12 protein-coding genes are annotated in these 14,894 nt (G+C 66.7%); all 12 read left to right on the top strand.

All coding sequences use genetic code 11. From position 1 onward, the window contains the following. Nucleotides 1-20: 20 nt before the first annotated feature. Nucleotides 21-1,766 carry a type I secretion system permease/ATPase gene (locus EN861_RS33100; protein WP_135867677.1) on the top strand — a complete coding sequence of 582 codons (1,746 nt, stop codon included), beginning with the start codon at nucleotides 21-23 and terminating at the stop codon, nucleotides 1,764-1,766. Further along, the gene (locus EN861_RS33095; RefSeq protein WP_135867676.1) at nucleotides 1,766-3,073 is read left to right on the top strand and encodes an HlyD family type I secretion periplasmic adaptor subunit; all 1,308 of its coding nucleotides are present in this window, start codon (nucleotides 1,766-1,768) and stop codon (nucleotides 3,071-3,073) included. The genes EN861_RS33100 and EN861_RS33095 overlap by 1 nt, the downstream gene beginning before the upstream one ends. A 754-nt stretch (nucleotides 3,074-3,827) precedes the next feature. Then, nucleotides 3,828-4,112 carry a hypothetical protein gene (locus EN861_RS33090; protein WP_135928201.1) on the top strand — a complete coding sequence of 95 codons (285 nt, stop codon included), beginning with the start codon at nucleotides 3,828-3,830 and terminating at the stop codon, nucleotides 4,110-4,112. Between the two features lie 31 nt (nucleotides 4,113-4,143). Continuing rightward, nucleotides 4,144-5,715: a phage tail sheath subtilisin-like domain-containing protein gene (locus EN861_RS33085; RefSeq protein WP_135867674.1), complete on the top strand. Its 1,572-nt coding sequence runs from the start codon at nucleotides 4,144-4,146 to the stop codon at nucleotides 5,713-5,715. 3 nt (nucleotides 5,716-5,718) lie between these two features. Further along, a complete protein-coding gene (locus EN861_RS33080) occupies nucleotides 5,719-6,246 on the top strand; it encodes a phage tail protein (protein WP_135867673.1) in 528 nt (175 codons plus the stop codon). Next, nucleotides 6,246-6,944 (top strand): hypothetical protein, encoded by a 699-nt coding sequence (locus EN861_RS33075; protein ID WP_135867672.1) that lies wholly within the window; start codon nucleotides 6,246-6,248, stop codon nucleotides 6,942-6,944. The genes EN861_RS33080 and EN861_RS33075 overlap by 1 nt, the downstream gene beginning before the upstream one ends. Further along, complete coding sequence (locus tag EN861_RS33070) at nucleotides 6,941-7,723, top strand: hypothetical protein (protein ID WP_135867671.1); 783 nt, start codon at nucleotides 6,941-6,943, stop codon at nucleotides 7,721-7,723. Before EN861_RS33075 ends, EN861_RS33070 begins: the two co-directional genes overlap by 4 nt. A gap of 8 nt (nucleotides 7,724-7,731) precedes the next feature. Next, on the top strand, nucleotides 7,732-8,961 hold the full coding sequence (locus EN861_RS33065; RefSeq protein ID WP_135867670.1) for a DUF4255 domain-containing protein: 1,230 nt from the start codon (nucleotides 7,732-7,734) through the stop codon (nucleotides 8,959-8,961). Beyond that, on the top strand, nucleotides 8,958-10,859 hold the full coding sequence (locus EN861_RS33060; protein ID WP_135867669.1) for an ATP-binding protein: 1,902 nt from the start codon (nucleotides 8,958-8,960) through the stop codon (nucleotides 10,857-10,859). Before EN861_RS33065 ends, EN861_RS33060 begins: the two co-directional genes overlap by 4 nt. Continuing rightward, complete coding sequence (locus tag EN861_RS33055; protein WP_135867668.1) at nucleotides 10,852-11,049, top strand: hypothetical protein; 198 nt, start codon at nucleotides 10,852-10,854, stop codon at nucleotides 11,047-11,049. The genes EN861_RS33060 and EN861_RS33055 overlap by 8 nt, the downstream gene beginning before the upstream one ends. Next, a complete protein-coding gene (locus EN861_RS33050; RefSeq protein WP_135867667.1) occupies nucleotides 11,046-14,237 on the top strand; it encodes a DUF4157 domain-containing protein in 3,192 nt (1,063 codons plus the stop codon). Before EN861_RS33055 ends, EN861_RS33050 begins: the two co-directional genes overlap by 4 nt. Then, nucleotides 14,234-14,890, top strand: a complete 657-nt coding sequence (locus tag EN861_RS33045; protein WP_135867666.1) for a hypothetical protein — start codon at nucleotides 14,234-14,236, stop codon at nucleotides 14,888-14,890. The genes EN861_RS33050 and EN861_RS33045 overlap by 4 nt, the downstream gene beginning before the upstream one ends. Nucleotides 14,891-14,894 lie beyond the last annotated feature (4 nt).

The raw sequence follows: 14,894 nt of genomic DNA, 5'->3' as shown, positions 1-14,894 counted from the left end.
CTGGAATTCATGTGAAGGCGATGCCGCAGTCCCGCCCATCCGAACCGCCGCGAACAACCCTCGCGGCGGTTCTTGGTTCCTTCCGGCGTGCCTTCGCCGGCATCGCGCTGATGAGTGGCGTCGTCAACATCCTGGCCCTAACCGGTTCGTTTTTCATGCTGCAGGTCTATGACCGGGTCATTCCCGGCCGTAGTGTGCCGACGCTTGTTGGTCTTGCGGTGTTTGCCGGCACCCTCTTCGTGTTCCAGGGTGTGCTCGAGCTCATCCGGTCGCGCCTGCTGGTGCGCATCGGCATGGGTCTCGACGCCCAGCTGAGCGGTCAGGTCTATACCGCGCTCATGCGCTTGCCTTTGCGCACCAAGCTCGCGGGCGACGGCATGCAGTCGCTGCGCGATCTTGATCAAGTGCGTTCGTTTATGTCGAGTGCTGGTCCGACCGCACTTTTCGACTTGCCTTGGATGCCGCTCTATCTCGGCATCTGTTTCCTCTTCCATTTTTGGATCGGTATGACTGCGCTCGCCGGCGCCGTCATCCTTTTCAGCCTGACATTGTTTGCCGAGGCCCGCACGCGAGAGCCTGCCAAGGAAGCCAACCGCCATGCTGCGGCGCGCAACACCTTGGCCGAGGCGACGAGACGCAATGTCGAGGTGCTGCAGGCGATGGGGTTCGGCTCGCGCATCGCCGGGCGTTGGGCTGGTATCAACGCCGACTATCTCGGCACGAATGCGAAGGCCAGTGATCTTGCAGGCACGCTTGGGACCATTTCCAAGATCCTGCGCATGATGCTGCAGTCCGGCATCCTGGCGATCGGCGCCTGGCTCGTCATCCATCAGGAGGCGAGCGGCGGTATCATGATCGCCAGCTCGATCATGATGGGCCGGGCGCTGGCGCCGATCGAACTGGCAATCGCGCATTGGAAAGGCTTCGTCAACGCTCGCCAGGCCTGGGCGCGGCTCACCCAGCTCCTGGCGCTGCTTCCCGAGGCGGTGACGACCGTCTCCCTGCCGGCGCCGGCTTCGGCGCTGGTGGTCGAAGGCATCAGCGTTACCCCACCGGGTGAGCGGCGGGCGGTGGTACAGGATGCCGGATTTGCCCTGGAAAAGGGCGCCGGTCTCGGCATCATCGGGCCGAGCGCTTCGGGCAAATCCTCGCTGGTGCGGGCGATTGCCGGCATCTGGCTGCCAGCCCGCGGCGCGATAAGGCTCGATGGCGCAACACTTGATCAGTGGTCGCCGGAGGAGCTCGGCAAGCATGTCGGTTATCTGCCGCAGGACGTGCAGCTATTCGATGGCACCATTGCCGAAAACATTGCGCGTTTCGAACCCGACGCCGCTTCGGAGAAGATATTGTCGGCGGCCCGGGCGGCTGGCGTGCATGATCTGATCGTTCATCTGCAGGACGGCTATGAGACACGCATTGGCGAGGCGGGATCTGCCTTGTCGGCCGGCCAGCGGCAAAGAGTGGCGTTGGCGCGGGCGCTTTATGGCGACCCGTTCCTGGTTATTCTCGACGAGCCCAATTCGAACCTTGACGCTGAAGGCGAGGCCGCCTTGACCGAGGCAATCCAGGGCATTCGCGCCCGCGGCGGCATTGCCGTCGTGGTGGCTCATCGTCCAAGCGCGCTGGCGAGCCTCGATCAGGTCCTGGTGATGGCCAATGGCCGGGTCCAGGCCTTCGGACCGAAGAACGAGGTCTTGAACAAGGTCACCCGGCCTGGTGGCGTTCCTTTGAAGGTCGTGTCCGCGCCTGAGGAGAACGTATCCTGATGGCCTCCGCGGCTCCCATGATCGATCGGACCATCCGGCGCTATCTGTTAGGCGGCGTGGCTGCCTGCATCCTGCTCGTCGGCGGCGCGGGCAGCCTGGCGGCGGTCACCGAGCTCACCGGCGCCGTGATCGCATCGGGAAAGCTGGTCGTCGATTCCAGCGTCAAGAAGGTGCAGCATCCCACCGGCGGCGTAGTCGGCGAGATCCTGGTGCGCGAAGGCGATGCCGTGAAATCGGGCCAGATGCTGATCCGCCTCGACGAAACAGTCACCCGCGCCAACCTGGCGATCGTGACCAAGGGTCTCGACGAATTCGAGGCACGTCTCGCCCGTCTCGAAGCCGAGCGTGATGACCACACCGAAATCGCCTTTCCCGCCTCGCTGACTTCGAGGCGAGATGACCCCAACGTTGCGCGGGCCATGGCCGGAGAACAGTCGCTGTTCGACTTTCGCCGGCAGGCCCGCGCCGGACAGAAAGCGCAGCTGGAAGAACGCATCGCACAGCTATCGCAAGAAGCCTCCGGGCTTACCGAACAACGGACCGCCAAGAGCCGCGAAATAGAGCTGATCGGCACCGAGCTGGACAGCATCCGCACGCTCTGGCTCAAGAAGCTTGTCTCGATTGACCGCCTCACGGCGCTGGAGCGCGACGCGGTCCGGCTCGATGGCGAACATGGGCAACTGACGGCATCGATTGCGCAATCGAAGGGCCGCATCGCCGAAACGCGCTTGCAGATCATCCAGGTCGATCAGGATCTGCGCAGCGAGGTTGCGACCGAGCTTCGTGACGTCCAGGGCAAAATGTCCGGATTTGTCGAACGCAAAGTCTCGGCCGAGGACCAGCTCAAGCGCATCGACATCCGCAGTCCGCAGGATGGGATGGTTCACCAGCTTGCCGTCCACACCATTGGCGGCGTCATTTCGCCAGGTGAGGTCATCATGCTGGTGGTGCCCGTAGCGGACGATCTGACCGTCGAGGCCCGTATCGCACCGCAGGACATCGATCAGATTTCGCTGGGCCAGGATGTCGCCCTGAAGCTCTCGGCATTCAACCAGCGCGTGACGCCGGAACTGAACGGGGTGGTCAACGAGATCTCTGCCGACCTCAGCGTCGACGAGCGCAGCGGCGCGGGTTTTTACACCGTTCGCGTCAGCCTGCCGCGCACGGAGCTGAAAAAGCTGAAAGGCCTGACCCTGGCGCCGGGCATGCCCGTCGAGGCTTTCTTCTCCACCGGCAGCCGAACCATGCTGTCCTACCTCGTGAAGCCACTGGCTGATCAGATAGCGCGGGCGTTCCGGGAAGAGTGACAGTCCTTCTGGGCTCCTGTAGGGTCGTCAAAGCAATGACCGCTTATCGACAATATCGTTCCAACAGCAGACCGACCGCTTGCGGCCCCAAAGCGGACGTCAGACAGTTCTACGATTGGGCGTCGACCGGGGGTCTCGGGATTGTCGAGCTTTCTGTGTAGCGGTCTCAGTCAAACTCCAAATGCGCGCTCTTCTGAAAGAAGTTGGCATGCCTGGATCCGACATAGTGCGACCCTTGGTTCAATGGGGGTTCGAGCCGGTAGAGCGCTACATCGCAAAACCCACTATCGAAGAGGCGCTCTTTTCCTATCGGAGGCATAGGGCCTAGTCGAAAGCTTTCCAATTTGGGCGCGGAGCTAGCTTGCCCTCCGAAGGCACAGGTATGCACGACGAGGAGGACCACCTCAAATTAAGTGCAGCAGCCGTCGCACGATTGTCAAGTCAAGTGTAAGTCGATGATATCATTGAATTTCCGTTGTCGTGATTAACTGGCAAGCGAAAAGGGGGCCGATATATTGAATTTGACTTTAAGTCGGCGCAAATTCTCACGCAGCTGGATTCATGCTAGACGCTTGTCGAAATCGGCGCTAGCGTGTCGGCTCAGTTTCCTTGATAACTCACTTGATAGCTTAATTGCGTTGATAAATGTGTATAAGGGGGAGGCATCGTCGTGCCCAAGCCTATTGCATGGTCATTCAATGCCGGCTCGTCAGCGGCGAGTGTGGGTTCTACTGGGACCCTCGATGTTGAAGCGGTGACAGGCGCATCAATTGCTGTCGCCAAGGGCGCAAAGGTTAGTCTAGCCTTGCAGCTCGAGCACATCGACAAGTTGAAGTTCGTCTACATTGCTGCCGACAGCTATAGCGGCAAGATCAAGATCAAGGCTGGCGCGGCCGACGAGATCGGGCTTGAGGGGCCGGTCATTCTGTTCGGCGCCGCCATCGGGCTGTTGGGTCCGTCGTTTGCGACGCTCAGCGTGACCAATGGCGGGGCCGAGCCGGCCAATGTCGAGATCATGATCGGCGGCCAACTCTCGTAAAACTCTGGTTTCTCGGCACGGAGCAGCGGTCATGGCAGTGCAGACGAGCTATCCCGGCGTATATGTGAATGAAGTGCCGAGCGGCGTTCGCACGGTGGCGGGGGTGTCGACCTCGGTGACCGGCATCGTTGGGCGGTTCGTGCGCGGACCGGTAAACGAGCCGGTCAGCTGCTTCAGCTTCGGGGAGTTTTCCCGACGCTTCGGCGGTCTGGCGCTGAACACGCCGGCGGCCTATGCGGTCGACGATTTCTACGCCAACGGCGGCTCGGAGGCACTTGTTGTCCGGCTGTTCAAGGCGGGTGCCGACGACGGCATGGCCCGCCTGGTGCTGAGCGGGCTGAAACTGGTCGCCGCGAGCCCGGGCATGTGGGGCGGCAAGCTGCAGGCGCAGGTCACCTATCCCAATGCGGCGGCGGCCAAGGCCTATGTCGATCTCCACCCCGAGCTCGGTCTCGCGGTCGGTGACCTGTTCGACCTCGCGGTGGTCGACCAGGGCACCAAGGCGCGCGAACAGTTCCGCAACCTGACGGTCAAGGATGCCGGCTCGCGCCGCGTCGATCGGGTGCTGAAGGCGGAGTCGAACCTGGTGCGGGTCGACCTCAAGGGCGATGGTACGCCTGACGTCGCAGGGGCGCGACCGGCCGAAGGGGCGATCACCGATTTTCAAGGCGGCAACGACGGGGTGCCGCTGGCGCTGGCCGAGTACAAGGGCAACAAGGTCAACAAGACCGGCATCTATGCGCTGCTCAAGGCCGATATCTTCAACCTGCTGGTGATCCCGCCCGATACGCGGGATGGCGATATCGACCCCGACGTCTGGGAGGAGGCGGCGAGGTTCTGCAGCGAGCGCCGCGCCTTCCTGATCGTCGATCCCCCCGCCAACTGGGACGCCAACCCGGACAACGCCATTCAGGTGACGGTGGATGCAGCCAGCAACACGCCGCCCTTGAGCCTGACCAATGGCGGCAATGCCGGGCTGTTCTTTCCGCGGCTGCAACGGCGCGATCCGCTGCGCGGCGGGCAGATCGACTATTTCGTGCCTTGCGGGGCGATTGCCGGAATCATGGCGCGTACTGATGCAAACCGCGGGGTGTGGAAGGCGCCCGCCGGCATCGAGGCGACGATCTCGGGCGCCGACGGGCTGACCTTCAAGATGACCGACGAAGAGAACGGCAAGCTCAATCCGCTGGGAGTGAACTGCCTCAGGAGCTTTCCCAATGTCGGCCGAGTGGTGTGGGGCGCCCGCACCATGCGCGGTTCCGACCAACTGGCCGACGACTACAAGTATATCCCGGTGCGGCGGCTGGCGCTGTTCATCGAAGAGAGTCTGTTCCGCGGCACCAAGTGGGTGGTGTTCTCGCCCAATGACGAGCCGCTGTGGTCGCAGATCCGGCTCAATGTCGGAGCCTTCATGCAGCGGCTGTTCCGGCAGGGGGCGTTCCAGGGCGCCAGCCCCAGGCAGGCCTATTTCGTCAAATGCGACCGCGAGACCACGACGCAGGACGATATCAACCGCGGCATCGTCAACATCGCGGTGGGCTTTGCGCCGCTGCTGCCGGCCGAATTCGTCGTCATCAATATCCAGCAGATCCGGGAGGCCTAGGCGATGGCGCAGTTCTCGACCAATCCCGAACGGTTCGACCCGTACAAGAACTTCAAGTTCCGCATCCGAAACGAAGACGGCAACTACCTGGCCGGGATCAGCAAGGTAAGCGCGCTTAAGCGCACCACCCAGGTGGTGAGCCACCGCGAAGGCGGCGATCCGTCCTCGTCGCGCAAATCGCCCGGCCAGACCGAATATGAGGCGATCACGCTCGAGCGCGGGGTGACGCACGATATCGAGTTCGAGCAGTGGGCCAACAAGGTGTGGAACTACGGCTCGGGGCTGGGCGGGGAGTCCTCGCTCAAGGATTTCCGGCGCAACCTCATCCTCGAGCTCTACAACGAGGCGGGGCAGATCGTCCTGGCCTACAAGCTCTACCGCTGCTGGCCCTCCGAGTACCAATCGCTGCCCGAGCTCGATGCGAGTGCCAACGCCGTCGCCATCCAGATGCTCAAGCTCGAAAACGAGGGTTGGGAGCGCGACTACGACGTGGCCGAGCCAACCGAGCCGAGTTACGTCGAGCCGATCTGATGCGTGCGCTGGCCGCCGCGGACATCGTCGAACTGGCCGAGGCAGGGCAGGGGCGCGGACCATCGTTCCTGGCGCTCGGCATTCTCGGCCGGGCCGACCCCAGCATCGACGCGGCGGCGCTGACGCTGGGGCAGCGCGATGCCATGCTGCTGGCGGTGCGGGCGCAGCTGAGCGGCCCGCGCCTCGATTTCGTTTCGGCATGTCCGGCCTGCGGCACGGTGCTCGAAATGACGCTCAGGGCCGAAGAGATCGGGCTCGGCCTCGCGGCGCAGCCGGCGCCGCAGACACGGCAGATCCGCGCCGGCGATGCGGTGATCGCGGTGGCGCCGCTGACGGCGGGAGCGCTTGCCGCGGCCGAACAGCTTGCTGATCCCGACAGCGCCCGGCGGCTGCTGCTGAAGGCCGCGGCGCCCGATGCGCCGGAAGAGGAAGCGGTGCTGGCCGCGGTGGAAGCGGCGGTGGAGGCGATGGATCCCGGGCTCGATACCGGGCTCGACTGGTCGTGCCCGGCCTGCGCGGCGCGCTGGTCGGAGGCTGTCGACGTGGCGGCGCTGCTGGCAGGGGAAATCACCGTGCGCTCGCGCGGCGTGCTCGCCGATGTGGCGGTGCTGGCGCGGGCCTTTCACTGGTCGGAGCGCGATATCCTGGCGCTGCCAGCCGAGCGGCGGCGCTTCTATCTCGACGCGGTGCAGGCATGAGCGGCGTGGTCTCCCGGCTCACCAACCGCATTTTCGGCCTCGCGCCGGTGGCACGGGTGCGGCTGCCGGCCCGGTTCGAGGTGTCGGGCGCCGCCTTCGCAGGCAGCGCCGGGCCGGCCGAGATCACCGCCGAGGCACCGGCCGCCCGGCCGCCTCAGCCCGGGGTCAGCCAGGTGGTCGAGCGCTGGACGCCGCCGGCCCAACCGGTGCCGCGCCCCGACGCTGGCGAGCCGCGGCGGACAGTTGCGCCACAGGATAAGCCGCGGATGGCGGCGCCGCCCGTGCCGGGGCCGGCGCCACGGCAGGTGGTGGAGCATGACGCGCTGCCATCGGTCCCGCAGCCGGCAGCCGCCCCTCGTGAGGCCGCTGCGCCCCGCGCCGCGGCGCCGCTGGCCGGCTCGCAGCCGGTCGCCGCTCAACCCCCGCAGTCGCCCGCCGCTGTTGCCGGCGCGCGCGCCGCCCTGCCGCGCCCGACTCCGGCACCGCCGCCCGGCATCGCGGTGCTGCCGGAGCCGCAGCGACCACGCCGCCACGCGACGATCGCCGCGCCCGCCGCGCCGGCGCAGGAGCCGCCACGCGCCCGCCCGGCCGCCCCGGTGCAGCCGGCGCCGGTGGTGCCCGAGCCTGTCGCTGCTGCGCCCGCGACCGAGCCGCTCGAAATCATCATCGGACGCATCGATGTACGGGCGCCGGCCCCTAGGGCCCCGGCGACCCCCAGCGTTTCGGCCGGGCTGCAGCGCATCCCGAGCCTTGCTGCCTATCTCGCAACGAAGCGCTGAGGCGGCAGATGGGCAACAAGCTGTCAGTTGCCGCCGTCACGGCCTCGCTCCAGTTGATGATCCAGGAGGCGGCTGGAGGTGCGACCGTCAAGGTTGGCCGGCCGGGCAACGAGAACGATGCCGATGTTGGGCCGGTGGTGAACGTATTCCTGTTTCAGGCCACGCCCAATGCCGCCCGGCGCAACGCGCACAACCCGACCCGCAGCAGCAATGGCCAGCAGGTGGCCAACTCGCTGGTGGCGTTCGACCTGCATTACCTCATTTCGTTCATCGGCCGGCCTGAGCTCTACCAGCCGGAACTGCTGCTCGGCGCGGTGTCACGGGGGCTCGAGCATCGCAGCGGCATTGCGCGGCGCACCATCGACAAGGTGAAACAGGATAACCCCGGGCTGGTCGATGTCGACCTCGAGAACGAGCCCGAGCCGGTGCGCATTCATCCGGCCCCGATGAGCTTTGAGGAAATGTCCAAGCTCTGGTCGGTGCTGTTCCAGACGCCCTATATCCTGTCGCTGGCCTATACCTGCTCGCCGGTGCTGATCGAGACCAGCACGCCACTGAGCTCGGGGCCGCCGGTGACCAGCGTCAACAATGCGGTGTTCGTGCTCGGCGGGCCGGTGGTGCTGGGGGTCGAGGCGGCGGCGGGCGCCACGGCGCCGGTGCTGTGGGGCGGCACGCTGGTGGTGCGCGGCCATTCGCTCGATCGACATGGCATGACGCTCAGGATCGGCGGACGCGATACGGATCTGGGCGCGGCGCGGATCAGCGCCGATCGCATCGAGCTCGAACTGGTCGCCGCGAGTTTCGGTGGCGAGGAACTCGCCGCGGGGCCCTTGGTGCTTGAAACGGTGCTCCCGGCGCCGGCCGGGGCGCCCAGCCATCTCGAGCGGATCAGCGACCGGGCGACGTTCCTGCTCAGGCCCCAGATCAAGCTTGCCGCCAGCGCTACTGCCGGCAGCAAGCTGACGGTCGTCGTCTCGCCTGGTGTCGGGCGTGGTCAGACGCCACGGCTGGTGCTCAACGGACAGAGCGCTGCAGCCGCCAGCGTTCAACTCAACGCCGAACCCTTTGATTCAGGCTTTCCGGTCGCCAACCTGAAGTTCCCGCTCAAGGGTGTGCCCAAGGGCAGCTACTACGCGCAATTGCTGGTCGAGGGTACCGCCAGCACGCCTCAGGTCGAGACCGATCGGACGAGCCCGGCCTTCGGCCAGATCGTGGGCCCGATGCTGGAGGTGAAATGAGCGCTCCGGCCCTCAGCGAAGTCCTCGCCCAGCTCAAGGCACAGATCGCCGGGGCAACGCCTGCTGCCGGCCCGACGGCATTGCCTGAGCGGCTGGCGCGGCTCGCCGCCGCAGCCGGGCTTGGCCGCTTCGAGTGCGAGGTGCTGTTGCTCGCTGCCCTGCCGGCGCTGGAACCCGATGGCGCCGCCGTGCTCGCCGCGGCGCAGGGCGACGCCCGGTTGCGGTTGCCCAGTGTCGCCTTCGCGCTGTCGAGCCTCGCCGAGGCGAACTGGCAGGCTTTCGCGCCCGAGGCGCCGCTGCGGCGGCTGGCGCTGATCGGCCTCACCGACGAGAGCGTTGCCAGCCTCGCCGGCATCGCGCTGCCCGAGCGCGTGCTGCACCACCTGATGGCGCTCGACGGCATCGACGCCGAACTGCTGGCGGTTTCGACGCCGCTCGAACCGCGCTTCGAGCTTGGCGGTTCGCATGGCGAGCTGATGCGCCAGTTCGGGGCGAAATTGTCGTCCGACAGCAAAGGGTTGGCGCCGGTCTTTGAACTGGTGGGTGCGGATCGGAACGCGGCGCTGGCGATTGCCGCGGCCGGCGCGCGGGCGGCTGGGCGGCGCGCCTACCAGGTGGTTGCCGAAGCGCTGCCGGCTGCCGCCGGCGAGCGGGCGCGGCTGGCCCAGCTGTGGTCGCGTGAGAGCATACTGGCAGGGACGCTGCCGGTGCTCGACCTCTCCGATGTGACGGGGCCGGGCGAGGTGCGGAGCGCGCTGCGCTTTGCGGCGGCGATTGCGGGGCCGCTGGCGCTGGTCGCGGCCGAGCCGCTGGCGGTGCCGGGCCGCGACAGCCTGCGACTGGTCGTGCCGCGCCCGACCATGGCCGACCAGCGGACGCTGTGGGCGGCGGCGGGCGCCAATGCGTCGGATGTCGATCGGCTGCTGGGCACCTTCACGGCCTCGCCGGAAATCATCGCCGATGTCACGGCCAATATCGGCGCCGACCTCGCGCCGGTGGCAGGCAGCGGGCCGGCGGTGCCGCTGGCCGACCGGCTCTGGGCGGAAACCCGGGTGCGGCTGCGGCCCCGGCTCGACGAGCTGGCGCAGCGGATCGACGTGCGCAGCCAGTGGAGCGATCTGATCCTGCCGCATCGGCAGTTCGAGATGCTCAAGGCCATCGCGGCGCAGGTGCGCCAGCGCCGGCAGGTGCACCACAACTGGGGCTTTGGCGGCAGCAATGGCCGCGGGCTCGGCATCACGGCGCTGTTCTCGGGCCCGAGCGGCACCGGCAAGACGCTCGCTGCCGAAGTGGTCGGCGGGGCGCTGGAGCTCGATGTCTACCGGGTCGACCTGTCGGCGGCGGTCAGCAAGTGGATCGGCGAGACCGAAAAGAACCTCCGCCGGCTGTTCGACGCGGCCGAAGACAGCTGCGCCATCCTGCTGTTCGACGAGGCCGACCAGCTGTTCGCCAAGCGCACCGAGGTCAAGGACAGCCACGATCGCTACGCCAATCTCGAGGTGAGCTACCTGCTGCAGCGGATGGAGAGCTATCGCGGCCTCGCCATCCTCACCACCAACCTCCGCTCCAATATCGACAATGCGTTCCTGCGACGCATCCGCTTCCTCGTCGATTTTCCGTTGCCGGAGGCGGTCGAACGGCAGCGGATCTGGCGGCTTGCCTTCCCCTCTGGGGCGCCACTCGACGGTATCGAGGTGGAGCGGCTGGCCCAGCTGACGGTGGCCGGCGGGAGCATCAAGAACATCGCGCTGAATGCCGCCTTCATCGCCGCCGACGAGGGCTCGCCGATCCGCATGGGGCATCTGCGGCGCGCCGCGCGGGCCGAGTATGACAAGCTCAGCAAGCCGCTGACCGAAGGCGAACTGCGCGGCTGGAGCCAGGAGGCGCCGCATGGTTGAGGCGCGCCGAGTCCAGATCCAGAGCATCCGGCTCGAAGGGCTGTCGCCGGCCGAGCGGGTGACGGCGCTCGCCGAAATCCGTCGCGCCGTGGCGGCCGCCGTCACCGCGGCGCCGACGGCTTCATCCGAGGCGCTCGGCAAATCCATCACCCAGGCGCTGCAGCCGCTGGCCAAGGGAGGCGGCAAATGAGCCACGCCCCGTTGCGCAGCAAGGCGCAGAGCCCGGACCTGGCGCAGGGCGTACGCGCCGCACGCAAGCCGGCGAGCCAATTGGCCGACGAGACGGCGCCGCCGGTGCCGAAGTTCGGCGGCTCGCTCGCCGGGCTGCCGGCGCCGCCGCCGGCCGGCGGCAGAGGCGGGCTCGAGCCGGTCCTCAGGGGCAATATGGAGCGCTCGTTCGGGGCCGATTTCTCCGCGGTGCGCCTGCACAGCGATGCCGCGGCGGCGCGTACCGCCGGGCAGTACGCCGCCAAGGCGGTGACGGTCGGCGACAATGTCTATTTCGGCGGCGGCCGGTACGCGCCGCAGAGCGGCGAGGGCCGGCGGCTCATCGCGCATGAACTGGCCCATGTGGTGCAGCAGCGGCGCGGCGGGGCCACGGCGCCGCGCATCGACGGCAGCGGCGGGCTCGAACGCGAGGCCGGGCGCGCAGCCGATCAGGCAATCGGCGGGGGCAGGGCGATGGTCCGGCTCGGCTCGGCCACCGGGCCGGCCGCCGAGCCCGAGGAGGAGCCCTGGTACAAGCGCGCCATCAGCAAGGCCAAGGATGTGGGGTCGAGCGTCAAGGACAAGGCCACGAGCTTCGTCCAGGAGGTGGCCAAGGACCCCAAGGTGCTGATCGACCACGCCGAAAAGCTGCAGCCGGCGGTGCTGCTGGCCGATGCGACACAGAAGCTGGCCGACAAAGCCAAGGGCAAGCCGGTGCTGGAAGGGTTGACGAGAAACATCGCCAGCCTCGCCAAGGCAAACTCGAACCTGGTGACCAAACCGGCAAAGGCGTTCGGCGAGAAACTGGTCAGCAAGGACAAGGATGGCTGGCACGTCCATCCGCTCGACGCCACCAAGGCCTGGAAGGCCAGCGCCGATGCTGGCTTCAAGGGCGTGCACGCCGCGACCTTCAAGGCGATCGACGAGTTCGAAGATCTCGAGCCGGCCAAGCCGACGGTCGACGAGAAGGCGCATCCGACGCTGGCGGCTCTCGAGCAGGGCAGCCTCGCGGTTTCCAACGCCACATCGAAATACTCGAGCCAGTTCGTTGGCGGCATGGGCAAGGCGCTCTTCAGCATGGTCGAAGGCGTCGGCAAGATGGCGATCCATCCCTTTGACACGGTGAAGGGCCTGGGGCAGTTGCCGGGCTCCAGCCTGACCAATCCGCTCAAGTTCATCGGCACCTACGCCCAGCTCGAAGAGGATCTGTACGACGCGACCTTCCCCGACCTCGAGGAGGAGGCCCGCCAACAGGCCGCCCACGCCGAGGAGGCCCGCAAGCAGGCCAGCGAAGGCCAGCCGCCCGGCAAGCCGCCAGAGCGCATGTCGTATGGCGCGGCGCTGCGCAAGTTCGGCGGCGCCATGCTGCCGGACCAGGAGCGCGATCGCAAACAGACCGTCGGCCTCGTCAAGGCGCTGGGCGAAAACTACATCGAGGCTTGGGAAGCGAAGCGCTATGCCGAACTGCCCGGGATGGCGCTGGTCGATATCGGTAGCTTCTTTATCGGCGGCGGCGCGGCGAGCGCTGCCGGCAAGGGCGGCAAGGTCGCCGAGGCGGCTTCGGCCACGAGCAAGATCGGCGAGCTCGCCAAGACCGGCGAAGTCGCGGGGTCGCTGGGCAAGGCCGAGGCACTCGCCAATGCAGGTGGCAAGCTTGCAGATGTCGCCAAGGGCACTGAGGCAGCCAAGACCGCCGAAGTGGCCAAGGCCACCGAAGTGGTCGACGTGGGCAAGGGCGGCGCCGTGGGCGAGGTCACCGAGGCCGTGAAGGCCGGAGACGGCGCCAAGGCCGGCGAGGTCGCCGACGCCACCAAGGCTGCCGAAGCGCACCCAGCGGCAGTGGAAGCCCCGAAGCCGGCGGCAGCGACCCCGAAGCCCGCGGCGGAGGCGCCGAAGCCGGCCGCAGAGGCGCCGAAGCCGGTCGAACCTGCACCCGAGGGGATCAAGACCGAGCCTCCCGGCAAGACCAAGGTCGATCCATTGGAGCATGCCGAACCCATGCCCGAGGGGCTGAAGGGCGAACCGGTCAACGATGTGAAAGTCGATCCGCTGGAACATGCTGAGCCTCTGCCAGAGGGGCTGAAGGGTGAGGCGGCCAACAATGCCCGGCCGAAAAAGGACACTAAGGTCAGCTCGCTCGACGAGGCCCGACAGAAGAAGATCGAGCGGGAAGCGGCGCAGGAAGCCATGCCGCTGGAGCAGAAGGGCACCGGGACCTACGGCCCGGGCGATGGCCATGTCGGCCAGCCGGTCGAGGTTCCGAACAATGCGCTCAAGGGCGAGCGGCCGCCGGAGATTTCCGCCGCGCTCGATCGGCCAAAGCGCGCCCCGACGACCAAGCTGGCGCCGGCGCGGCGCGGCGGCACCACTCGCGGCACCGGCAAATCGACACCGTCGCGAGGGGGCGGTGGCCGGCCGCGGCCAAGGCAACTGCCGGAGCGGATCACCCCGGAACTGCCGGTCCGCCCCAAGAGTGCCATCGGGCCCAAGAACAGCCCGGCAAAGCCGGCTGCTCCGACCCGAGGCGGGGGCAAGGCGAAGAGCACCCTCGACAAACCTGCTACGGGCCCGAAGCCGGAGACGCACGGGTCGGTTCAGGAGGTGCCACTGCGCGAAGAAACGCCCTTACGCGAGCCCGTCCGGGACGAGGCGCCGCTCTCGAATGAACTGTATGACGACGCGCCGCTGGCCGGCCCCGAGTCCAGCCTGACCAAGGAACAACTGGCCGGAAAGCACATGCTGGAGGACATCGTCGAGCGTCAGCGCAACGCCCGGGATGTCGCCAAGGTCGAAGCCAACCAGGCAGCAAAAACCCGGGAGACCGGAAAAGCCGGGGCGGGGATGCAGGCCAAGCCGAAGCATCATGTGTTTCCGCAGGAACACAAGGCTTGGTTTGAGAGGCGCGGCTTCAAGGGCGATTTCCACATAGACCACTTCACAGTCTCCATGGACGAATGGGCGCACCAGGCAGTCCACGCTGGCGGAGACTACAAATATGCCCGCCGGTTCGTCGAGGCGCGGGAGTTTGAATGGAACAGCAAGGTGATGAAAACGCTTAGATCTGCTGAAAGGGCAAAGGGAAGTCGTCTAACGAGGAACCAGATATTTGATATCGTCTTGCCACTCATGCGCGAATACCAAATCCCACCCTGGTTTGTGCCCTACAGATGACTGACCCGCGCTCACCAAAAATCCTCAAAGGGGCCATTGTCGGTATCGACATCTTCAACCCGCTCGCCTCGGTGGTGGTGTTTCAATACAACCCCGAGCAGTTATCGCGCTCGCTCGAGCCGCAATATGGCGATGCCGGCGGGGCGCGAGCCGAGGCGCTGCGGCTCAACGGGCCGCCGCGCGAGACGATCTCGGCCACCATCAATATCGACGCCATCGACCAGCTCGAAAGCGACGACGCCAAGACCAAGAAACTGGGCATCAACCCGCAGCTCGCCGCGCTCGAGATGCTGGCCTATCCCAAGAGCACGCTGGTGATCGCCAATACCGTGCTGCTTGCCACCGGGACCATCGAGATCGTGCCGCCGATGGGGCCGCTGACGCTGTTCATCTATGGCTGGCAGCGCGTGGTGCCGGTCAAGCTCACGCATCTGTCGGTCAGCGAGGTGATGCACGATCCGGGCCTCAACCCGACGCGAGCGACGGCCGACCTGTCGCTGCAGGTGCTCACCTACAACGATTTTCCGCTCGCCCATCCCGGCTACGCGACCTTCCTCGCCCACCAACTGGTCAAGGAGACGATGGCGACCATCGGGACAGTCAACAACCTGGGCGCCGTGCTGGGGCACGACGCCAATCTTTTCACCCGGTGAGAGC

Origin of the sequence: Mesorhizobium sp. M8A.F.Ca.ET.218.01.1.1 (genome assembly GCF_004791165.1) — a bacterium.
Classification (GTDB): Bacteria; Pseudomonadota; Alphaproteobacteria; order Rhizobiales; family Rhizobiaceae; genus Mesorhizobium.
The sequence above is the reverse complement of the archived record's forward strand: the minus strand, read 5'-3'. Positions and strand labels throughout refer to the sequence as shown.

Coding starts and splice junctions, on each gene's coding strand:
- EN861_RS33100 (WP_135867677.1), top strand. CDS start 21: ATGCCGCAGTCCCGCCCATCCGAACCGCCGCGAACAACCCTCGCGGCG.
- EN861_RS33095 (WP_135867676.1), top strand. CDS start 1,766: ATGGCCTCCGCGGCTCCCATGATCGATCGGACCATCCGGCGCTATCTG.
- EN861_RS33085 (WP_135867674.1), top strand. CDS start 4,144: ATGGCAGTGCAGACGAGCTATCCCGGCGTATATGTGAATGAAGTGCCG.
- EN861_RS33080 (WP_135867673.1), top strand. CDS start 5,719: ATGGCGCAGTTCTCGACCAATCCCGAACGGTTCGACCCGTACAAGAAC.
- EN861_RS33075 (WP_135867672.1), top strand. CDS start 6,246: ATGCGTGCGCTGGCCGCCGCGGACATCGTCGAACTGGCCGAGGCAGGG.
- EN861_RS33070 (WP_135867671.1), top strand. CDS start 6,941: ATGAGCGGCGTGGTCTCCCGGCTCACCAACCGCATTTTCGGCCTCGCG.
- EN861_RS33065 (WP_135867670.1), top strand. CDS start 7,732: ATGGGCAACAAGCTGTCAGTTGCCGCCGTCACGGCCTCGCTCCAGTTG.
- EN861_RS33060 (WP_135867669.1), top strand. CDS start 8,958: ATGAGCGCTCCGGCCCTCAGCGAAGTCCTCGCCCAGCTCAAGGCACAG.
- EN861_RS33055 (WP_135867668.1), top strand. CDS start 10,852: ATGGTTGAGGCGCGCCGAGTCCAGATCCAGAGCATCCGGCTCGAAGGG.
- EN861_RS33050 (WP_135867667.1), top strand. CDS start 11,046: ATGAGCCACGCCCCGTTGCGCAGCAAGGCGCAGAGCCCGGACCTGGCG.
- EN861_RS33045 (WP_135867666.1), top strand. CDS start 14,234: ATGACTGACCCGCGCTCACCAAAAATCCTCAAAGGGGCCATTGTCGGT.